19 protein-coding genes are annotated in these 21,373 nt (G+C 67.0%); 7 read left to right on the top strand and 12 right to left on the bottom strand.

Annotated features, from left to right (window positions below; all coding sequences use genetic code 11):
* Nucleotides 1-22: 22 nt before the first annotated feature.
* From soxZ to BLQ14_RS13420, 5 genes are all read right to left on the bottom strand, one after another.
* Entirely contained in the window at nt 23-352 is a 330-nt protein-coding gene (gene soxZ, locus BLQ14_RS13440; protein WP_092501085.1) for a thiosulfate oxidation carrier complex protein SoxZ, read from the bottom strand.
* Between the two features lie 26 nt (nt 353-378).
* Entirely contained in the window at nt 379-795 is a 417-nt protein-coding gene (soxY, locus tag BLQ14_RS13435) for a thiosulfate oxidation carrier protein SoxY (protein WP_092501084.1), read from the bottom strand.
* 73 nt (nt 796-868) lie between these two features.
* The gene (gene soxX, locus BLQ14_RS13430; RefSeq protein WP_092501083.1) at nt 869-1,348 is read right to left on the bottom strand and encodes a sulfur oxidation c-type cytochrome SoxX; all 480 of its coding nucleotides are present in this window, start codon (nt 1,346-1,348) and stop codon (nt 869-871) included.
* Between the two features lie 111 nt (nt 1,349-1,459).
* Complete coding sequence (locus BLQ14_RS13425) at nt 1,460-2,083, bottom strand: thioredoxin family protein (RefSeq protein ID WP_092501126.1); 624 nt, start codon at nt 2,081-2,083, stop codon at nt 1,460-1,462.
* A gap of 35 nt (nt 2,084-2,118) precedes the next feature.
* On the bottom strand, nt 2,119-2,856 hold the full coding sequence (locus tag BLQ14_RS13420; RefSeq protein ID WP_092501082.1) for a cytochrome c biogenesis CcdA family protein: 738 nt from the start codon (nt 2,854-2,856) through the stop codon (nt 2,119-2,121).
* Nucleotides 2,857-3,097: 241 nt separating this feature from the next.
* Here BLQ14_RS13420 and BLQ14_RS13415 point away from each other — a divergent pair, with 241 nt between their 5' ends.
* From BLQ14_RS13415 to pdxR, 4 genes are all read left to right on the top strand, one after another.
* Entirely contained in the window at nt 3,098-3,604 is a 507-nt protein-coding gene (locus BLQ14_RS13415; RefSeq protein WP_342670245.1) for a hypothetical protein, read from the top strand.
* Between the two features lie 78 nt (nt 3,605-3,682).
* Complete coding sequence (locus tag BLQ14_RS13410; RefSeq protein WP_092501081.1) at nt 3,683-4,021, top strand: ArsR/SmtB family transcription factor; 339 nt, start codon at nt 3,683-3,685, stop codon at nt 4,019-4,021.
* A 46-nt stretch (nt 4,022-4,067) separates the two neighbouring features.
* On the top strand, nt 4,068-5,138 hold the full coding sequence (locus tag BLQ14_RS13405; protein WP_092501080.1) for a YeeE/YedE family protein: 1,071 nt from the start codon (nt 4,068-4,070) through the stop codon (nt 5,136-5,138).
* Nucleotides 5,139-5,185: 47 nt separating this feature from the next.
* Nucleotides 5,186-6,667: a MocR-like pyridoxine biosynthesis transcription factor PdxR gene (pdxR, locus tag BLQ14_RS13400; RefSeq protein WP_092501079.1), complete on the top strand. Its 1,482-nt coding sequence runs from the start codon at nt 5,186-5,188 to the stop codon at nt 6,665-6,667.
* Between the two features lie 13 nt (nt 6,668-6,680).
* On the opposite strand, the gene BLQ14_RS13395 is transcribed toward pdxR, so the two are convergent.
* Complete coding sequence (locus BLQ14_RS13395; protein ID WP_092501078.1) at nt 6,681-7,553, bottom strand: NAD(P)-dependent oxidoreductase; 873 nt, start codon at nt 7,551-7,553, stop codon at nt 6,681-6,683.
* A gap of 110 nt (nt 7,554-7,663) precedes the next feature.
* Here BLQ14_RS13395 and BLQ14_RS13390 point away from each other — a divergent pair, with 110 nt between their 5' ends.
* Entirely contained in the window at nt 7,664-10,150 is a 2,487-nt protein-coding gene (locus BLQ14_RS13390) for a penicillin acylase family protein (protein ID WP_092501077.1), read from the top strand.
* Nucleotides 10,151-10,162: 12 nt separating this feature from the next.
* Here BLQ14_RS13390 and BLQ14_RS13385 read toward each other — a convergent pair whose 3' ends face one another.
* From BLQ14_RS13385 to panB, 3 genes are all read right to left on the bottom strand, one after another.
* Nucleotides 10,163-10,867: an SDR family oxidoreductase gene (locus tag BLQ14_RS13385; RefSeq protein WP_092501076.1), complete on the bottom strand. Its 705-nt coding sequence runs from the start codon at nt 10,865-10,867 to the stop codon at nt 10,163-10,165.
* A gap of 64 nt (nt 10,868-10,931) precedes the next feature.
* Entirely contained in the window at nt 10,932-11,780 is an 849-nt protein-coding gene (gene panC / locus BLQ14_RS13380) for a pantoate--beta-alanine ligase (protein WP_170068467.1), read from the bottom strand.
* A gap of 11 nt (nt 11,781-11,791) precedes the next feature.
* Entirely contained in the window at nt 11,792-12,634 is an 843-nt protein-coding gene (gene panB, locus BLQ14_RS13375) for a 3-methyl-2-oxobutanoate hydroxymethyltransferase (protein WP_092501074.1), read from the bottom strand.
* Between the two features lie 180 nt (nt 12,635-12,814).
* Between panB and BLQ14_RS13370 the strand changes: the two genes are divergently transcribed.
* A complete protein-coding gene (locus BLQ14_RS13370; protein ID WP_092501073.1) occupies nt 12,815-14,299 on the top strand; it encodes an ABC transporter substrate-binding protein in 1,485 nt (494 codons plus the stop codon).
* Nucleotides 14,300-14,582: 283 nt separating this feature from the next.
* Here BLQ14_RS13370 and BLQ14_RS13365 read toward each other — a convergent pair whose 3' ends face one another.
* The 3 genes from BLQ14_RS13365 to BLQ14_RS13355 all read right to left on the bottom strand — a co-directional run bounded on the left by BLQ14_RS13365 (nt 14,583) and on the right by BLQ14_RS13355 (nt 19,091).
* On the bottom strand, nt 14,583-16,940 hold the full coding sequence (locus tag BLQ14_RS13365; protein WP_092501072.1) for a TRAP transporter large permease: 2,358 nt from the start codon (nt 16,938-16,940) through the stop codon (nt 14,583-14,585).
* Nucleotides 16,941-16,958: 18 nt separating this feature from the next.
* Nucleotides 16,959-17,897, bottom strand: coding sequence for a TRAP transporter small permease subunit (locus BLQ14_RS13360; RefSeq protein ID WP_092501071.1), 939 nt, complete (start codon nt 17,895-17,897; stop codon nt 16,959-16,961).
* A 108-nt stretch (nt 17,898-18,005) separates the two neighbouring features.
* The gene (locus BLQ14_RS13355) at nt 18,006-19,091 is read right to left on the bottom strand and encodes a TRAP transporter substrate-binding protein (protein ID WP_092501070.1); all 1,086 of its coding nucleotides are present in this window, start codon (nt 19,089-19,091) and stop codon (nt 18,006-18,008) included.
* A 504-nt stretch (nt 19,092-19,595) separates the two neighbouring features.
* Here BLQ14_RS13355 and BLQ14_RS13350 point away from each other — a divergent pair.
* Complete coding sequence (locus BLQ14_RS13350) at nt 19,596-21,356, top strand: acetolactate synthase 3 large subunit (protein WP_092501069.1); 1,761 nt, start codon at nt 19,596-19,598, stop codon at nt 21,354-21,356.
* Nucleotides 21,357-21,373: the final 17 nt, after the last annotated feature.

Here is a 21,373-nt window from a genome sequence, read left to right as displayed (position 1 = left end):
TTCTCCTCCCCGCGCCTGACACTCAGCCGACCTTGATCTTGCTGGTCTCCTCGTAGACCGAGCCGTCGTCATCATACCAGGTGAACTTGAACTCGCCCGCTTCCGGCACCTTCGCGTCGAACTCGAAGTAGGGGTTGGTCGAGATCGCCGGCTCGAGCGTGATGTCGATCACGTTCTGGCCGTTGAAGTCGCAGGTGAAGCGGTTGATGATCGAACGGGGAATGATGTTGCCGTTCGAATCCTTGCGCTGACCTGATTCCATCGGGTGGTTGATCAGGGTCTTGATGGTGATCACCTCGCCGGCAGAAGCCGACTTCGGAACCTTCACGCGGGGTTTGACACCAGCTGCCATTGCTCTTCTCTCCTGTCTGGTTCCGCTCAGCCGCCGCAGCCGCCGATGGTCACTTTCACGGTGGACTTGGCCTGAACGAAGCGGCCGTCGGCCATCTTGGCGATCGCCAGCACGTCCTGGGTCTTGGCCAGCCGGATGCGCGTGGCCACGCGCTGGCTGCCTGCGAGGGGTCCGAAATTCGCCGTCATCACCTCCGGCCGCGGGTTGCCCAGCGCCAGCACGAGAATCGCCTCCGCCCCCGGCGCTTCAACCTCGATCGGCACGGTGTTGCCGTTCTCGGCGATCTCGGGCGCGGTCAGCGTGATGCCGCCCTCACCCACCTCGGCGCCGCCGGTGAAGGCCGCAATCTGCTCCTCGCCCGCGGCCATCGCCCGGATGGGCAGGAGCGTGGCAAGGCCCGCGCCGGCACCAAGAACCATCGCGTCGCGTCTGCTCAGTTTCATCAAATCTCTCCTGATCGTGGCACCCCGCGCGTGGCGGAGCGGATTGCGCCGATCGGCGGCTGTGCCCGGCCGATCACTCTTCCTTGAGGGTCATCAGAAAGGCGACCACATCCTCGATCTGCTGCGCCGTCAGCAGCGGCTCGAGCGGTTCCTCCGCGGGCTTGCCGGTGAAGCCGATGCCCGGCCGGATGAAACCGCGATCCTTGTAGAAGGAGATCATCACCGTGTCGGGAAAGGTCTTCTTCGCATCGGCGACGATGCCGCGCAGCTCGGCCTCGGTCCAACGGTCGGCCACGCCGTCAAGGCTGGGACCGACATTGCCGTGGAACGGATACTCGGACAGCGCCGTCACCTCGTGGCAGGCGATGCAGTTGCCAAGACCGCGCGTGGTCATCACTTTCGCGCCCTCTTCCGGGTTGCCCGGCACGCCCGTGAGCGACTGCGCGACGGCTCCGTACTCGTCGTACTGGACCTCGATCGGCGGCACCGCGCCAGCCTGCGCCGCCACGCCTCCGGCCAGCAGGATCGAGGCCGCTGTCAGGGTTCTGATCATGATTCCTCCCCTAATCCCTTGTTTGCGGAACGCTACACCATTCCCTGCGGCGCTCGCAACATTGAATTCGCAACTTTGAATGTAGCTTTGCCTCCTTCCCGCAGTGGCATCTCATTCGTTATTGCCGTTCGCGCGCTCGCTAATCTTGCGCGCATGGTAGCGCTGGAAGTCCTCCTCGGACTGATCGCGGTAGCGCTCCTCGGCCACCCAGGTGAGCATGTCGAGCGTGGTGCTACGGCCGAAGGCGCCGGGCATGACCGCAACCGCCTGCTCGATGGCGTTCTTCATGGGGTCAAGCTCGGTCGGCATGAAGATCAGCGTCGGCGTGAACAGGATGCGCCAGCGTGCCGTCGCCTCCTTCTCCGTCAGCACGGTGCCATCGGTGTCGATCACTTCCAGATCGCCATGAAGGTTGATCTGGATGGGAAAATACACCTCCCGCAGCATCTTCTCGATCCGCGGGTCGGTGAACACCTCCTCGTGCATCTTCTTGCAGTAGATGCAGCCCCTCTGTTCGACCATTATCAGAAGCCGCTTGCCCTCGGCCTTCGCCTCCTCGAAGTCTTCGCGCAGATCCTTGAAGGTCTCGCGCACCCAGTCCGGGTGATAAAGCCCGTCATCGCCGGGCTGGATCGTCGCCGCCTCCGCCGCGCTCCACAGGAGCGCGGGCGCCACCGCCGTGGCCGCCGCGAACGAAGCGCCCGCCGCGAGGGTGAACCGTCTTGTCAGTCTCATGGTGCAAACCTCCTCCTCTGCCCGCATGGTCACTTTCAGCCGATGCTCGTGAACCACGGGAACCATTCGATCATCAGTGCCGCGATCCTGTTCACCCCGTCGGTGGCAATCAGCACGGCGAACAGGATGAGCATCAGCCCCATCGCCTTCTCCACATGGCCGAGATAGCGGCGGTGGCGCTGCACCCAGGAAAGGAACGGTCGCGCGAACAGCGCCGCCACCACGAAGGGCGCCGTCATCGAGATACCGTAGACAAGGAGCAACAGCCCCCCGCGCATCACGTCTCCCATGCCGCTCGCGATCATGAGGATCGAGGCCAGCGCCGGCCCCACGCAGGGCGTCCAGCCAAAGCCGAACGCGAGCCCCATCAGATAGGCCCCGAAGAGCGTGGAGGGCTCGGCCTTCGACTCAAGCCGCGCCTCCCGATAGAGCAGCGGGATGCGCAGGACACCGAGGAAATGGAGGCCGAAGACGAAAAGTATCGCCGCCGCGACCCAGGCCAGCTGCCGCCGCCAGGTGGCAAAGAGCTCGCCGGCCGCCGTCGCCCCCATTCCCATCAGCACGAAAATCGTGGTCACCCCGAGCGCGAAGGCAACCGCAGAGATCACCAGCCGCCGCTGCGCGCCGCGCGAGATCTGCCCGTCGCCGCGCAGCTCGTTCATCGAGATGCCCGCCATGTAGGCGAGATAGAACGGCACCATCGGCAGCACGCAGGGAGTGAAGAACGAAAGCAGCCCGGCCAGCGCGGCGCCAAGAAAGGAGATGTCGAACATCGGAACGATCCGCTTGATTGATGAACATATTCAAATTAGATTGATCGAAGATCAAGGGTCTTGTCGCCGCTCGTCGCCGCTTGCCGCAGCACGCCGATCCTCGCCTCGCGGGCTGCCAGCCCGTGATGGAACGGGACGTGTGACGCGACGGTCGGCTTGCGCCAGCGGTCCGAGCGGCAGCCGGGGATTGAACGTTGATGGGACATGCCTCGCGGCGGGATCGGCAGCCATGATGGCCATGATGCAAGACAGAACGACACCCCGCGCGCGCCGCGCGGCGCTGCTCATCGCGGCGTTGCGGCACATGATGCGCGCGCCGTTGCCGTTGATGCGCGCCGCGATGGCTGGCCTGATCGCCTCCCTCCTAGTGCTCGCGGCGCCCGCCCCACTGCGCGCGAGCGAGGCGGCCGGGCCCTCCGGCGGACTGGAGCTCGTGATGGTCGAGGAGCATGGCTGCATCTGGTGCGAGACATGGAACGCGCAGATCGGCCCGATCTACCCCAAGACCGAGGAAGGGCGCCGCGCCCCCCTGCGGCGGGTCGAACTGCACAGCCCCGAGTTGGCGCAACTCAAGCTCGAACGGCCCGTGAGCTTTACACCCACCTTCCTGCTTGTCCGCGACGGCCGCGAGCTTGACCGGATCGAGGGATATCCGGGCGACGATTTCTTCTGGGCGCTCCTTGGGATGCTGCTCGACAAGCACCTTGGCGACCCGTCCGAGGCCGGACCCGCGGCACTCGGGCTTTGACGAAACCGGACTGAAACGGTAAGTCTCTCGCACGCTGACGGGTCCGCAGGTTGCGAAGGGCAGACAGGGACAGGAACGATGGCGCTTCCGGCAATCTCGAGCGAGATGAGCGACGAAGAGCTCGACCGCATCGCCGCCAAGGCGCAGGAGGCCTCCAACCTGCTGAAGGCTCTCAGCCACGAGGGAAGGCTGATGATCCTGTGTCATCTGGTCAGCGGCGAGAAATCGGTTACCGAACTCGAGCGGCTTCTGTCCGCCCGGCAGGCGGCGGTTTCCCAGCAGCTGGCGCGCCTGCGGCTCGAGGGCCTCGTCACGCCTCGCCGCGAGGGCAAGACGATCTACTATTCCTTGACCGACGATCGGCCCAAACGGATACTCGAACTTATCTACGAGCTGTTCTGCGCCGGCGAGGACTAGGCATGTCCACCCTGCGGGTCGCGGGGCGGCGCGCAAGGGGGAGGGGATGCTCGAGCTGCTTCTCGACAGCTTTGGCGCCAGTGGGGCTGCCGCTCTTGCGGGTGCCGCCGGCGGCCTCATGCTTGGCCTCGCCGCGCGTATTGGCCGGTTCTGCACGCTGGGCGCCATCGAGGACATCCTCTATCAGGGCAGCGACCAGCGCATGCGCATGTGGCTGATCGCGATCGGTGTGGCGGTGATCGGCACCCATCTGCTGATGGGCGCGGGCCTCATTCCGCCCGAGGACACGGCCTATCTGCGGCGGTCCTGGGCGCCGCATGCCTCGATCCTCGGCGGGGTCGTGTTCGGCTATGGCATGGCCCTTGCCGGAAACTGCCCTTATGGCGCGCTCGCCCGGCTGGGCGGAGGCGACATGCGCGCCTTCGTGATCGTGGTGGTGGTCGGGCTGTCGTCGTACTTCGCGCTTTCAGGGCCTGTGGCGCGGCTCCGGCTGTGGGCCTTTCCGCAGACGCCTGCGGAGGGCGGGGCGATGCCGGGGCTTTCGCTGCGGCTCGGGGAAGCCCTCGGGATTTCACCCGCCCTCGTTGGCTGTGTCGCCGGAGTGGCACTGCTCTTCGGGGCGCTGGGCCTTTTGGGGCGGGTCGAAAAGCGTTCAACCGTTTTCTGGGGGGCGCTCGTGGGCCTCGCGGTGGTCTCGGGCTGGGCGAGCACGGCCTGGCTTGCAGAGGCAACCTTTCGCGCCGTTCCGGTCATCTCTCATACCTTCGCCGAGCCGGTGGGCGAGGCCATGCTGTGGCTGATGACGGCCTCGGGCTCCTCGCTCAGCTTCGGCGTGGGCTCGGTGGCGGGCGTGCTCGCGGGCGCCTTTCTCGGCTCGCTTCTCAAGGGGCACTTCCGCTGGGAGGCCTGCGAGGATCCGCGCGAGCTCAAGCGCCAGATCCTCGGCGCGGCGCTCATGGGGATCGGTGCGGCGGTGGCGATGGGCTGCACCATCGGCCAGGGGGTCTCGGCCTTCTCGCTGCTCTATTACGGCGCGCCGGTCACCTTCCTGTCGATCATCGCGGGCGCCGCGCTGGGGCTGCGGCAGCTCATCGAGGGGTTTGCGCTGCGCGCGTGAGCCGCCCCCGGCTTTTCCCCGCGCGCGCCGCGGTCTAGTTTTCGGTCATGGCCGTTCCGGTTGAGTCCTTCTTTCTCGATCCCGAGGCGCCGGGCACGCTGCAGGCGCGCATACAGCAGATGGTGGCCGAGGAGATCCTCTCGGGCCGGCTGAAGCCGGGCGAGAAGCTGCCCTCCACGCGCCGGCTCGCCGCGCATCTCGGGGTGAGCCGGATCACCGTGACGCTCGCCTATGCGGAGCTTCTCGCCAACGACTATCTCACCGCGCGCGGGCGGTCGGGATTTTACGTGTCGCAGAGCGCGCCGCGGCCGGCCGCGCTTCCCCCTGCCCCCGCGCCGGGCCAGCCGGTGGACTGGCAGAGGACACTTGCGCGGCGCGCCTCGGGCGGCGCCGGGCTCCGAAAGCCGCGCGACTGGCGGCGTTTCCGCTTTCCCTTCATCTACGGCCAGCCCGACCCCGCGCTCTTCGACCATTCCGGCTGGCGGCAGTGTGCCATCCGCGCGCTCGGGCAGAAGGACATCGACACCCTGACCGCCGACCAGCACGACGCCGACGACCCGCTTCTTGTCGAGTTCATCGCCCGCCATATCCTGCCGCGGCGCGGCATACGTGCGGGGCCGGACGAAATTCTCGTCACCCTCGGTGCACAGAACGCGCTGTGGCTCACCGCGCAGTTGCTGCTTTCGCCGGAGCGCGCTGCGGCGGTGGAAGACCCCTCCTACCCCGCCCTGCGCGACATACTCGCCCAGACCGGCTGCCGGCTCCTCCCGGTGCCGGTGGACGGTGACGGCCTGCCGCCCGAGGCCATTCCCGAAGGCGTGGCGGCCATCTTCACCACACCCTCGCACCAGTGCCCGACCTCGGCGACCATGCCGCGGGCGCGCCGGCGGGCGATTCTCGACCGGGCACGGCAGCTCGGCGCGGTGGTGGTGGAGGACGACTACGAATTCGAGATGGCCTATCTGAAGGCGCCGCTGCCGGCACTCAAATCGCTCGATGCCGACGGGCGGGTGATCTATGCGGGTTCCTTTTCGAAGGCGCTGTTTCCGGGGCTGAGGCTCGGCTATCTCGTCGGACCCGCTCCCTTCATCGCCGAGGCACGCGCCCTGCGCGCGGCGGTTCTGCGCCATGCGCCCGGTCACACCCAGCGCACCGCCGCCTACTACCTCTCGCTCGGCCATTACGACGCGCAGATCCAGCGGCTCGGGCGCGCGCTGGCGGCGCGGCGGGAGGAGATGGAGCGGGCGATCCGCGCCGCCGGGCTCGAGATTGCCGGCGCCGGCGCCCACGGCGGCTCGTCCTTCTGGATCCGCGCCCCCGAAGGCATCGACAGCGCCCGGCTTGCCGAAAGGCTCGCCCGGCGCGAGGTGCTGATCGAGCCCGGCGCTGCCTTCTTCTCGGCCGGAAGCCCGGGGGCCGAAGCCGCGCGCCACTTCCGCCTCGGCTACGGCTCGATCCCGCGCGAGCGCATCAGAGAGGGCATCGCCCGCATCGCCGAGGAGATCGCGGCGATGCGGACCGAGGGGTGACGCGCGTGGCGCCTCAGCCCGAGCGGCGCAGAAGCTGAATGAGGCTCGAGGTGTCCCAGCGCCCGCCGCCCATCTTCTGCACATCCTTGTAAAACTGGTCCACGAGCGCGGTCACCGGCAGGGTGGCCATGATCTCGTCGGCGGTATCGAGGCAGATGCCGAGATCCTTGCGCATCCAGTCCACCGCGAAGCCGAAGTCGAACTTGCCCTCGAGCATCGTCTCGTAGCGGTTCGACATCTGCCACGACCCGGCCGCTCCCTGGCTGATGACCTCGACCACCTTGCGTCCGTCAAGCCCGGCCTTCTCGGCGAAATGCAGCGCTTCGGACAGCGCCTGCACGAGACCCGCAATCGCGATCTGGTTGCACATCTTCGTGAGCTGCCCCGCACCCGAAGGCCCGATCAGCCTACAGATCTTCGCATAGGCGGCAATGATCGGCTCGGCGCGGGCGAAGACCTCCTCCTCGCCGCCGCACATGACCGAAAGCTGACCATTCTCGGCCCCGGCCTGGCCGCCCGAGATCGGCGCGTCGAGAAAGCCGATGCCCTTCTCGGCGGCGATGGCATGCAGCTCGCGCGTGACCTTGGCCGAAACCGTCGTGTGGTCCACGAAGATCGAGCCTGGCTGCATCGTGGAGAACGCCCCGTTCGCGCCAAGGCAGACGGCGCGCAGGTCGTCGTCGTTGCCCACGCAGGACATGACGAACTCCTTTCCGCGCGCGGCCTCGGCAGGCGTCGGCGCCATCTCGCCACCGTATTCGGCCACCCACTTCTCGGCCTTTGCCGCGGAGCGGTTGTAGACGGTGACGTCGTGGCCGGCCTTCTTCAGGTGGCCCGCCATCGGATAGCCCATCACGCCCAGACCCAGAAACGCAACTTTTGCCATGTTCCTACCTCCACATTGTCACCGCCGCGCCGGCGCACTAACACGGAGGGCATGGCCCAGATGATTGCAACCGTCAACCTGATCCCCCTCCCCGAAAGCCGCGGTGCAGGATGCTGACGCTCTTCCGTTGGCTCCTGCGCCTCTTTGTCGTGGTCGCCGCGCTCGCCCTGGGCGGCCTCCTGCTGGCCTACTGGCTCGCCTCCCGGTCGCTGGTGGACTACTCGGCCGAACATGCGGTCGAGGGCATCACCGCCCCGGTGGAGATCGTGCGCGACCACGCCGGCGTGCCGCACATCTTCGGCGCGACCGACAGGGATGTCTTTTTCGGCCTCGGTTTCGCCCATGCCCAGGACCGGCTGTGGCAGATGACCATGCTCCGCCGTACCGCGCAGGGCCGGCTCTCGGAACTTTTCGGGGAGCGCACGCTGCGGGTGGACGAGCTGATGCGGCGGCTCGACCTCTACCGCCTCTCGCAGGCGGCCGTCGAGCATCAGGATGCCGACACCCGCGCCGCGCTGGAAGCCTACGCCGCCGGGGTCAATGCCTGGCTTAAGGAGGTGAACGAAGGCGCCAAGGGGCGCGGCGCGCCGGAGTTCTTCATCTTCTCCAACGAGATCGCTCCCTGGCAGCCGGCCGATTCGATTGCGGTCATCAAGCTGATGGGCGTGCAGCTCTCCTCGCATCTGGCCGATGAGGTGCTGCGCGCGCGGCTCACCCTGGCGCTGCCGCCCGCGCGGGTGGCCGACATCCTTCCCGCTGTGCCGGGGCCGGGCATTGCCGCGCTGCCCGACTATGCCAGCCTCTTCCCCTCGCTCGACGTGAAGACGGCGCTCTCGACGCCGCCCGACCAGTCCGCCCCGCCGTTGATGCCCGTCGCCCCGCGCGGGCTCGCCGGCGCCTCCAACGCCTGGGCGGCGGCGCCCTCGCGCTCGGCGTCGGGCGGCACGCTTCTGGCCAATGACCCGCATCTGGGCTTCACCGCGCCCTCGATCTGGTATCTGGCGCGGCTCGAGCTTTCCACCGGGGGGGTGATCGGCGGCACGATCCCCGGCGTGCCCGGCGTGCTTGTCGGCCGGTCCGACAAGCTCGGCTGGGGGCTGACCTCCGCCTATCTCGACGACCAGGATCTCTTCATCGAGGAGCTCGACCCCGACAACCCCGAGCGCGTGCGCACGCCAAAAGGCTTTGCCGAAATGCGCCGGCGCGACTCGATCATCCACCTCGCCGACGGCAGCGCCCGCACCATCACCCTGCGCTGGACGGAGAACGGCCCGGTGATCCCCGGCCGCTTCTTCGACCTCGCCGCCATCACGCCGCCCGGCCATGTGACGAGCCTGTCCTGGACGCTGCTGACCGAGCGCGACACCTCCATGACGGCGCTCATCCGGCTGATGCGGGCGCAATCGGTGCGCGAAGCCATCGCGGCCGGCGCGCTGTTCGTGGCTCCTGCCCAGAACCTCACGCTGGCCGACAGCGGCGGCATCGCCATGAAGCTGATCGGCGCCATGCCCGAGCGCGACCCTGCGCATCAGACCAGGGGGCGCATGCCAAGCCCCGGATGGGTGGCCGCGAACCGCTGGAAGGGCACCCTGCCCTATTCGCAGAATCCCGAGTTCATCAACCCACCCGGCGGCATTCTGGGCAACACCAATAACAAGATGGTGGAGCGGCCCTTTCCGCTTCACGTCTCCTATACGTGGGGGGACACGCAGCGCATCCAGCGCTGGCGCAAGCTGATGCAGGACCGTGAAGTGCACACCCGCGAGAGCTTCATAGAGGCCCAGCTCGACAGCGTCTCGCCCACCGCGCGGTCACTCCTGCCACTGGTGGCGCGGGAGCTGTGGTTCACCGGCGAAGCCGCCCCGGAGGGCACGCCCGAGCGGCTGCGCCAGCGCGCGCTGGCCATGCTGGCCGACTGGAACGGCGAGATGAACGAGCACCTGCCCGAGCCGCTGATCTATGCGGCATGGATGCGCGCGCTGCAGGACCGCCTGATCCGCGACGAGCTCGGGCCCCTTGCCGCGGCCTTCAGCCATCTCGAGCCGCTGTTCATCGAGCGCGTCTTTCGCGACGTGGGCGGCGCCTCGGCCTGGTGCGACATCCGCCAGTCAACCGCGCAGGAAAGCTGCACCGACATCGCGCGCATGGCGCTTGATGATGCGCTCGTGTGGATCGGCGAGAAATGGGGCACCGATCTCGAAAGCCTGCGCTGGGGCGACGCGCATCAGGCCACCCACGACCATCAGGTGCTGGGCGACATCCCGTTTCTGAAATGGTTCGTGAACATCCACCAGTCCACCTCGGGTGGGGACAACACCTTGATGCGCGGGCGCACCAAGGGCTCCGGCCCGAACCCGTTTCTCAATGTTCATGGCGCGGGTTACAGAGGCGTCTACGACTTCGCCGACCCCGACGCCTCGGTGTTCATCATCTCCACCGGCCAGTCGGGCCACCCGCTCTCGCGCCACTACGACGATCTGGGCGAGCTGTGGCGGCGCGGCGAATACATCCCGATGTCGCTCGACCCCGAGCTTGCCCGTGCCGCCGCCGTCGGCGTGATGCGGCTTTTGCCCGAGGACGGGGACGAGGGCGGCTAGGGGGCGCGCGCCTCAGACCGAGCGGGTGAGCCCGCCGTCGATGCGGATGTTCTGGCCGGTGATGTAGGCCGCATCGTCAGAGACGAGATAGGCGATGAGCGCGGAGACCTCGCGCATCAGCCCGTAGCGGCCCATGGGGATGCGCGCGCGCCGCTCCTCCGTCTCGGGAAGGCTGTCGATGAAGCCCGGCAGCACGTTGTTCATGCGCACGCCTTGCGGCGCGAACTTGTCGGCGAAAAGCTTGGTGAAACTGGCCAGCCCCGCGCGGAACACGCCCGAGGTCGGAAACATTGGGTCGGGCTCGAAAACCGCGAAGGTGGAGATGTTCACGATCGCGCCCCCGCCTTGGGCGGCCATGATCGGGGCGACGAGGCGCGAAGGGCGGATGACGTTGAGCAAATAAACCTCCATCCCCTCGTGCCAGTCGTCATCGGACAGCTTGAGGATGTCGCCCTTCGGCCCGTGACCGGCGGAGTTCACCAGCGCGTCGATGCGCCCCCAGCGCTCCATCGCACCCTCCACAAGCGCCAGATGCGCGTTGGGGTCGAGGTTGGAGCCGGTCACGCCGAAGCCGCCCAGCTCCTCGCCGAGCGCCTGCCCGCGGCCCGAGGACGAGAGGATGCCCACCTTGTAGCCATCGGCGGCCAGCCGCCGCGCCGCATCCGCCCCCATGCCGCTGCCGCCGGCCGTGATCAGGGCAACCTTCACCTCGCTCATCCCCGTGTCTCCTCTCGTCGCTCGCCCCACCCTTCGGCGCCTGCGCCGCGCATGGCAAGGGCCTTCAGCGCGGCGCGAGCGCGATGTTGTCGATGAGCCGGACCCCCTCGAGCCAGGCAGCCGCGAGCAGGCGGGCAGGCGCGCTCAGGGCCTCCATGGGGGCCATGTCCGCCTCGGCACGCAGCTCGAGATACTCGACGCGCTCGAAGCCGGCGGCAAGGATTGCCCGGCGGGCGCACTCAAGCGCGTCAGGCGCCGCCTCCCCCGCCTCGAGCGCCGCCGCCGCATCGCAAAGCGCGCGGTAGAGTGCCGGGGCACGGGCGCGCGCCTCGGCGCTGAGAAGCCGGTTGCGCGAGGAGAGCGCCAGCCCGTCGGCCTCGCGCACGGTGGGGCAGCCGATTACCTCGACGGGGATGTCGAGATCGCGGGCGAGGCGGCGCACGACCTGAAGCTGCTGCCAGTCCTTCTCACCGAACCAGGCGCGATCGGCGGCGGTCATGTTGAAGAGTTTGGCCACCACCGTCGCCACCCCGTCGAAATGCCCCGGCCGCCCGGCTCCGCAGAGCCCCTCGGAGACGCCGGCCACATGCACGCTGGTGGCAAAGCCCGGCGGATAGACCTCCTCGACGGGCGGCGCGAACACGGCGTCAACGCCTAAAGGCGCGAGCAGCGCGAGGTCGCCGGCAAGGTCGCGGGGGTATTTCTTCAGATCCTCGGGGTCATTGAACTGGGCGGGGTTGACGAAGATCGTCACGATCACCCGCTCCGCCCCTTCGCGCGCCGCGCGCACAAGGCTCAGGTGCCCCTCATGCAGCGCGCCCATGGTCGGCACCACGCCAACGCGCGCTCCTTCTTTCTTCCAAGCCGTGACCGTCTGGCGCAGGGCGGAGATGCGCTCGATCACGGGCGGCAGGCCGGGCGCGCTCATCGCCCCGCCTCCTGCGGCGTGTCGGCATAGACATGCTCGGGGCCGGGGAAGCGGCGCGCGCGCACCTCCTCGGCATATTCGGCAATCGCCGCTTCTGCGGCGGCGCCAAGCTCGGCGAAGCGGCGCACGAATTTCGGCCTGAAGTCCGTGAAGAGTCCGAGCATGTCCTCGGTGACGAGAATCTGTCCGTCGCAGCCCGCAGAGGCGCCGATGCCGATGGTGGGGATCTCCACCGCGGCGGTGATCTCGTCGGCGAGGCTCGCGGGCAGTTTCTCAAGCACCACTGCGAAGGCGCCGGCCTCGGCCACGGCGCGGGCATCGTCCAGAACGCGGGCGCGATCCGCCCCCCGCCCCTGCACCCGGTAGCCGCCGAAGACATGCACCGATTGCGGCGTCAGCCCCACATGCGCCATCACCGGAATGCCGCGGGCAACGAGAAAGGCAATGGTCTCGGCCATCTGCCGCCCGCCCTCGAGCTTGACCGCGCCCGCCCCGGTCTCTGCCATGATCCGCGCGGCGTTGCGGAAGGCGTGCGCCGGGCCCTCCTCGTAGCTGCCGAAGGGCATGTCGACGACGAGGAGCGCGCGCTCGAGCCCGCGCGCCACCGCCGCGCCGTGCAGGCACATCATCTCAAGGCTCACGCCAAGCGTGTCGGGAAGCCCGTGCAGCACCATGCCCACGCTGTCGCCCACCAGCACGACATCGCAGTGCCGGTCGATCAGCCGCGCCATCGGCGTTGTGTAGGCGGTGAGGCTGACGATGGGCCGCTCGCCCTTCATCGCCCGGATATGCGCGGGTGTCACGCGCGCGCTCTTGTCGCTGGCCGTTCCGGCGCTCATCGGTTGCGGTCTCCTCCGCTCTGACGTCTCCGGCGCGCTTATAGCTGCAGCGCAGAAAGAATGCGACCACCCTGGGCCAAACCGCGCGGCGCGGGTTTGTCTTGATCGGAGCAGGCATCACGGCGAACATGGAAACACGTCAGCCAGTTGTCGCGACGCATCGGGAGGAGGAGCCACGCCATGCCCATTTCATCGCTCTGGAGGCTGGTGCTCTGCGCCATCGCCCTTGCCCTGTCCGGCGGGGCCGCCACGGCCCGCGACAGCATCGTCGTCGGCATGCAGCTCGAGCCGCCGAACCTCGACCCCACGGCCGGCGCCGCAGCGGCGATCGACGAGGTGGTCTATGCCAATGTCTTCGAGGGGCTCACCCGCTACCGCGCCGACGGCTCGATTGCCCCCGCCCTCGCCAAGAGCTGGGAGGTGAGCGAGGACGGCACCGTCTACACCTTCCATCTCCATGACGGGGTGCGCTTTCACGACGGCACGGCGATGAACGCCGAGGACGTGAAATTCAGCCTCGACCGCGCCCGCGCGCCCGATTCGAAGAACGCGCAGAAGCAGCTCTTCGCCGGCATCGAGTCGGTGGAAGTGATCGACCCGCTCACCGTCCGGGTCACGCTTTCAAGCCCGGACGGCAATTTTCCGGTCAAGATGGCCTGGGGCGATGCGGTGATCGTGGCCCCCGAGACGGCCGACCAGAACGCCACAAACCCCGTCGGCACCGGGCCGTTCCGGTTCTCGCGCTGGGTGCAGGGCGACCGCATCGAGCTCGTGGAGAACCCCGCCTATTGGGGGCCGAAGCCGAAGCTGAAATCGGCGACCTTCAAGTTCATCTCCGACCCCACCGCCGCCTTCGCCGCGATGATGGCCGGCGACATCGACGCCTTCCCCGGCTACCCCGCGCCCGAGACGCTGGCGCAATTCGCCGCCGATCCGCGCTTTCAGCTCCTGATCGGCTCGACGGAAGGGGAGACGATCCTGTCGACCAACAACAAGGCGGGGCCCCTGGCGGATGTGCGCGTGCGCGAGGCGATCGCCCATGCAATCAACCGGCAGGAAATCATCGAGGGCGCGATGTTCGGTTACGGCACGCCCATCGGCACCCATTTCGCCCCGCACAACCCCGCCTACGTCGATCTGACGGCGATCTCCGACTACGACCCGGAGAGGTCGAAGCGGCTTCTGGCCGAGGCGGGCTACGGCGAGGGGCTGACGCTGAGCCTGAAGCTGCCGCCGCCTTCCTACGCGCGGCGCGGGGGCGAGATAGTGGCCTCCCAGCTCAGGGCGGTCGGGATCGAGACCCGGATCGAGAACCTCGAATGGGCGCAATGGCTCGAGCAGGTGTTCCGCGGCAAGGACTATGACCTGACCATCGTCAGCCATACCGAACCGATGGACATCGGCATCTATGCCCGGCCCGACTACTATTTCCAGTATGACAACCCCGCCTTCCAGAAGCTGATGGCGGAGTATGGGCGCACCACCGATCCGACGAAGCAGGCGGCGATGCTGGGCGCGGCGCAGGCGATCATCGCCAAGGATTTCGTCAACGGCTATCTGTTCCAGCTCGCCCGCACCGGCGTGGCCGACGCCCGGCTGCGCGGGCTCTGGAAGGACGCGCCGACCCAGGCCAACGATCTCACCGGCGTCTGGTGGGAGGAGTAGGACGCGTCCGGGCGGGGCATCGAGCCCCGCCCGGCCACGGCCTCCGGCGGGGGTATTTGGCCCAGGGTGATGTTGCGCCGGGGCGTGCTTCGCCGGCGCGCGGCATGGAGCGCAGCGGCCGGCGCGGATCCGGTCTCGTGCGGGTCGTCAAGGGTCACGGCCGCGCGCAGGCGCCGCCGCGCCGTGTGGTTTCGCCTCGCCTGGCGCACATGCGCCTCGTGCACATGTAGAACGCCCGGCCAGGACGGCCGGGCGTGGGCAATGCGCCGATTGCGTGTGTGGGCTACCCTTTCGGCATCAGGTCCGGCACGATCGTGACCACCTCGGGGAACAGCCACAGAAGCGCAAGCCCCAGCACCTGGATGATCACGAAGGGAATGATGCCGCGGTAGATGTGCCCCGTGGTCACTTCCTTAGGCGCCACCCCGCGCAGATAGAACAGCGCAAAGCCGAAGGGTGGGGTGAGGAAGGAGGTCTGCAGGTTGACGGCGATCATGATGGTGACCCATTTCGGGTCCATCGTGCCGCCGTAGATCACCGGGCCCACGATCGGCACCACGATGTAGATGATCTCGAGGAAGTCGAGCACGAAGCCGAGCAGGAACAGCACCAGCATGACGATCAGGAACACCACCCATTCCTGATCGAAGCTGCGCAGGAAGCTCTGGATGTAATGCTCGCCCCCGAAGGAGATCACCACCAGGTTCAGAAGCTGCGAGCCGATCAGGATGGTGAAGACCATCGAGGTGACCTTGGCCGTCTCCCGCACGATGGGCGGCAGAACCTTCATCGACCACAGCACCCAGCAGGAATAGAGGATGCCGAAGATCGCGTAGTAATAGGCGCCCTGCGCGACCACATAGGCGATCCACTGCTCGGGCAGCGTCTCGACCACACCCACGCGGAGATCGAAGTTCACCCCGATCAGGATCATGATGAGGATGGCGAAGGCCGCCTGGATGATGATCTTGCCCGAGCGGTTCTGATCCTGCAGCTTGCGGTAGGCGGCAAGCATGATCGCTCCGCCCGCACCGAGCGCCGCGGCCGGCGTGGGGTTGGTGATGCCGCCAAGGATCGAGCCCAGCACCGCCACGATCAGCACGAGCGGCGGGAAAACCACGCGCAACAGGTCATTGCGGCCGAGGATCTTCGCCGCGTAACGGCAGCCGTAGAGCGTCAGCAGCATCGGGACAGCCAGAAGCACCGTCGTCGTGCCCGGTGTTGTCACCGGCGAGATCAGGAAGGCATCGACCAGAAGACCGAGCACCACGCCCCCTGCCCCGATCAGGAGCGGGCGGGGATCGGAGGAGGGGGACACGCCGCGCGCAAGCACCAGCACGAGCGCCAGGAGCGTGAACATGGTCAGCACGCCGGTGCCGATCGGCGCGGCGTTGGCGATCTTCTCGGCCCGCGCAGCCTCGATCTCCTCGGGGCTGAGCTTGTGGCCGGTGTCCACCCCGCCGGCGGCGTCGATGGCGGCCTGCTCGGCCACGGCGCGGTCCCACGCCTCCTGCCCGTGCAGCTCGATCATCGCCTTCTTGCACTGCTCGGAGACGTTGGTGCGCAGCGAGGCGGTCTGGCCGGCGTCGGAGAAGGTATCAACGGTGATGTCCTGGCTTCCGGCAAGCCCGACGAAGGTCATCAGGATGGCGCCCGCGATCACGCCCGCCGGCACGAACAGGAACCAGGTAAGCGCCTCCGCGCGCGTCACCGGCTCCGAGCCGACACTGCCGCCATGCACGGGCGGGGCCTTGGAGGGGTTGAGGAGCGCAAAGCCGAAGGCGTAGGCGGCGTAGAGGAAGGCCAACATGATCCCCGGCAGGATCGCCGCCTGAAACAGCGTGCCCACCGAGACCACCGCCGCCTGACCGAGATAGGTGAGCGCATCCGAGCAGCCCACCGACTGGGCGCGTGTCTCCTGCGCGGCCGAGTAAAGGTCACCGGCAAGCGTTCCCAGCAGCACGATGACGATTGAGGGCGGGATGATCTGCCCGAGCGTGCCCGAAGCGGCGATCACGCCCGTGGCAAGCTCGGGCGAGTAGTTGTTGCGCAGCATCGTCGGCAGCGCCAGAAGCCCCATCGTCACCACCGTGGCGCCGACAATGCCGGTGGAGGCGGCAAGAAAGGCACCCACCACCACGATCGACACCGCCAGTCCGCCGGGCAGCGGCCCGAAGACGCGGGCCATGGTCGTCAGCAGATCCTCGGCGATGCGCGAGCGCTCCAGCGTGATGCCCATGAGGACGAACATCAGCACCGCCAGCAGCGTCTCGATCGACTGACCGGCGAAGACGCGCTCGTTCATCCGGTTGACGATGAAGGAGATGTTGCGGTCAAGCGCCTGCTCCCAGCCGCCGGGAAAGACATGCTCGGCGACGGTCGGCAAATCTGGGTAGCGGAATTTCGAGATGATCAGCGGGTTGACGCCGGAGTCGACCAGCGCGCGATAGGCTTCGCTGGTGGTGTCCACGGCCTCATGGATGAGCAGCCCCGCCGAATCGAGCGCGGCGATGATCCCGAAGGCGATGACTGCCGAGCCGCCGATGGCGAAGGCCACCGGAAAGCCCGAGAGAATGCCTGCGAAGAGACAGAGGAAGATGATGATGAGGCCGACTTCGACCCCGTCCAGTCCGAAGATCATTGTTCCGTCCCCCGCCCGTCAGTTGCGCGGATGTTCGTGGGCCAGCCGCTCTGGTGCGGCCATTTCCACCTCGCCGGGCTCAAGCCAGTCGCGGTCGAGGTACTTTCCTTCGCTCTCCTCGCCCTCGGCATATTCGAGGTAGGAGCGGTAGAAGAAGGCGATGGCGTGGATGAACACCATGGCCGTGAAGGCGACAATCAGCACCTTGAAGAGGAAGTATGCGTTGAAGCCGTTGGGCGAGAATCCGATGGTCTCGACGTTCCACTTCACGATGCGCGCCTTGCGCAGCATCAGCTCGAGCTTGTCGGAGGCCGAGACCTTGGGCGTGATCAGATGCCGCCACATGAAGTACCAGGCATAAAGCCAGATCAGCGTCGCCATCGGCATCATGAAGAAGAGCGAACCGAACATGTCGATCAGCTTCTTCTTGCGGTGCGAGACGGCGGCATACACCAGGTCCACCCGCACATGGCCGCCTTGCACGAAGGTGTAGGTGGCGCAAAGCGCTACGATCAGCGCGTTGTAGAGCTTCAGCTCTTCGGCCCACCAGCTGATGTCATGGCGAATGGCGGTGCCGAGGCCGACGGTGATGTCGGGGCTGGCGAAGATGCGCTGGACGAAGACGATGACGATCTGCTGCAGCACCATCAGAAGCCCCGCCCAGGCGAAGAAGCGGCCAACGGTGTTTGCAAAGCCCTCGAGCAGGCGCACCGTGCCCCACATCACCTGCCGCTTCCAGGCACCGATGGCCGTGAGAACCAGAAAGGCGGTGAAGACGACGAAGAAGAATTCCTTCGAGCCGCCGTAATAGATGAACCGCATCAGCGATTCCTTGGCCTCGACGCTGTCAAGACCGCCCAGCCACAGCAGCCATTCCCGCGGGTGGGTCACAGCGTAGGCGAAGTTGTAGAAAGCCAGAGCAATATTCTGGAAGATCCAAAGCAGCCAGTCGAGCATGCCCCCTCCCCCTCATGCGCCGAAGCCGGCGCGCGTCGTGGCCGATGTGGCGTATCAAGCTGATGCGCCCCGGACATGGCCGGGGCGCAAGCTCACAGCTAAAAAGGGTCAGAACCCGAGGACGCGGTCACGTTCGCGACGGTACACGCCTTCGGATGCCTGCAGCCAGCCCGAGGACTCCCGCATCGAGGCGAGATAGTCCTCGCGGATCGCACGGAACAGATCGTCGCTCATGTACTCGTCGAGCGTCTCCTGTGCCGCCTTGCCGAAGGCATCCCAGACCGACTGCGGAAACTCGAGAACCTTCACCCCGGCCGACTGCAGACGACGCAGGGCCGCCGCGTTGTTGGAGAGGAACTGCGCAAGGTTCCACTGATGCGCCTCGGCCGCCGCGATCTCGATGACCTTCTGCTGCGCAGGCGTAAGGCTGTCGAACACCTCGCGGTTGACGGCAACAGAGAGACCCGCACCAGGTTCATGGAAGCCGGCGGTGTAGTAGAACTTGGTGATTTCCTGGAAGCCGGCTTTTTCGTCGGCCCAGGGGCCGATCCACTCGGTGCCGTCGATGGCACCGGAAGCCAGCGCCTGATACACTTCCGAGCCCGGCAGGTTCTGGACACTGGCGCCGAGCTTTCCAAGCGCCTGGCCGCCGAGGCCGGGCATGCGGAACTTCAGGCCGTTGAAGTCTTCCGGCCCCTTGATCTCCTTGCGGAACCAGCCGCCCGCCTGGGCACCGGTATTGCCCGCGAGGAAGGATTTCAGCCCGAAGATCTGACCCAGCTCGTCGTGGAACTGATGACCCTTGCCGTGATAGTACCAGTTCACCAGCTCCTGAGCCGTCATGCCGAAGGGCACGGAGGTGAAGAAGGCATATCCGGGATGCTGGTTGACGAAATAGTAGTCGGCCCCGTGATACATGTCGGCCTGACCCGAGGTAACGGCATCGAATACCTCGAAGGCGCCAACGAGCTCGCCAGCCGCCTTGAGGTCGACGGTCAGTTGCCCGTCGGTCATGGCACCGATCACGTCAGCGACGCGCTGTGCGGCGTCATGCACACCGGCAAGCCCGCGCCCCCAGGTTGTCACCATCGTCAAGGTGCGCCTTCCCTGGGCAATCGCCGGCGCGGCCAGCGTCGACGCCGCGGCGGCCGTGCCACCAAGTGCAGAAGTTCTCAGAAACGAACGACGGTCCATACTTGTCCTCCCGTTGCATCAGTTTCCGGGTTCCCGCACATGCCCCAAGCAGCGCGGGCTCGCCCGGTCAGGTGCGCGCAGCCTAGCGCCGGAATTCGCAGGAATAAACAATAAAGCTGCGGCGTTGACGCACCGAAATGACGCACGCCGCAACCGTCGCCCCGCCCGACAGGACCGACCGACCGGACGAACACAACGCCCGCGCGAGCCGCGAAAGAAAATTCCAAAACAGGGGCGGCTGAAGACATTTTTTCGTGCGCAGCTTGTTGACGCCGCTGCGCGGCGAACCTAATGTCGCCGCCGCAATCGGAGGAAAACGGACGCGATGCCGGAGATTCTCGTAGGCGTGGGGGCTTGGCGCATGGGAAGGTGACGATTCCCGGGAACCACCCCATGCGCCCCCGCCTCCACGGGGGCTTTTCTTTGGCAGATCTTCGGCACGAGGACGGACCCCTTCGGCAGGGCATGGCGGATCGGCGGATCCCAAAGCGACTGGAGCGAGCGATGAAAGGTCAGATGAGCGGCGCAAGGATGGTGGTCGAAGCCCTGAAGGATCAGGGGGTCGACACGATTTTCGGCTATCCCGGCGGCGCGGTACTGCCCATCTATGACGAGCTGTTCCTTCAGAACGACATCCGCCACATCCTCGTGCGCCACGAACAGGGCGCGGTGCATGCCGCCGAGGGCTACGCCCGCTCCACCGGCAAGCCCGGCGTGGTGCTCGTCACCTCCGGCCCCGGCGCCACCAACGCCGTGACGGGGCTCACCGACGCGCTGATGGATTCGATTCCCATCGTCGTGCTCTCGGGCCAGGTGCCCACCTTCATGATCGGCAACGACGCCTTCCAGGAGGCCGACACGGTGGGCATCACCCGACCCTGCACCAAGCACAACTGGCTGGTGAAGGACACAGCCGATCTGTCGAACATCATTCATCAGGCCTTCCATGTCGCCACCCATGGCCGGCCCGGGCCGGTGCTCGTCGACATTCCGAAGGACGTGCAGTTCGCCTCGGCCGAATACACCCCGCCCGAGCGCGCCCGCACCTCGCATTACCAGCCGCGGGTGAAGGGCGACATCGAGCAGATCCGCAAGCTCGTTGCGCTGATGGAGACGGCAGAGCGGCCGGTCTTCTACACCGGCGGCGGCGTGATCAACTCCGGCCCCGCCGCCAGTCAGCTTCTGCGCGAGCTGGTGGACGCCACGGGCTTTCCGATCACCTCCACGCTGATGGGGCTCGGCGCCTACCCGGCCTCGGGCAAGAACTGGCTCGGGATGCTGGGGATGCACGGGCTCTACGAAGCCAATCTGGCGATGCACGACTGCGATCTGTTGATCGCCATCGGCGCGCGCTTCGATGACCGGATCACGGGGCGGGTGCAGGATTTCTCGCCGGGCTCGACGCGCGTTCACATCGACATCGACCCCTCCTCCATCAACAAGGTGGTGCGCACCGATGTGCCGATCGTCGGCGACGTGGCGCATGTGCTCGAGGATGTGCTGAAGCTCTGGAAGGCAGGCGGGCGCAAGACCAACCGCGAGGCGGTGCAGCGCTGGTGGGCGCAGATCGAGGAGTGGCGCAAGGTGGACTGCCTCGCCTACACGCCCTCCGAGAAGACGATCAAGCCGCAATACGCCCTGCAGAGGCTGCAGGAGCTGACCAAGGACCATCCCAGGCGCTACATCACCACCGAGGTCGGCCAGCACCAGATGTGGGCCGCCCAGTTCCTGCGCTTCGAGGAGCCCAACCGCTGGATGACGAGCGGCGGCCTCGGCACCATGGGCTACGGCCTGCCCGCGTCGATCGGCGTGCAGATCGCCCACCCTGATGCACTGGTGATCAACGTCGCGGGCGAGGCCTCGTGGCTGATGAACATGCAAGAGATGGGCACGGCGGTGCAGTATCGCCTGCCCGTGAAGCAGTTCATCCTCAACAACGAGCGGCTGGGCATGGTGCGCCAGTGGCAGGAACTCCTGCACGGCGAGCGCTACTCGCAGAGCTGGTCCGAGGCGCTGCCCGATTTCGTCAAGCTCGCCGAGGCCTTCGGCGCCAAGGGCATCATCTGCACCGATCCGGCCGATCTCGACGACGCGATCCGCGAGATGCTCGAATATGACGGGCCGGTGATCTTCGACTGCGTGGTGGAAAAGCACGAGAACTGCTTCCCGATGATCCCCTCGGGCGAGCCGCACAACAAGATGATCCTCGGCGAGAACGCCTCGACGAAGGATGCCATCGGCTCCTCGGGGGCGGTGCTCGTGTGAGACGGCGGCCTTGCCAT

Source organism: Meinhardsimonia xiamenensis, assembly GCF_900102905.1.
Classification (GTDB): Bacteria; Pseudomonadota; Alphaproteobacteria; order Rhodobacterales; family Rhodobacteraceae; genus Meinhardsimonia; species Meinhardsimonia xiamenensis.
Note: the sequence above shows the minus strand (reverse complement) of the source record. Positions and strands in the feature narration are given on the sequence as shown.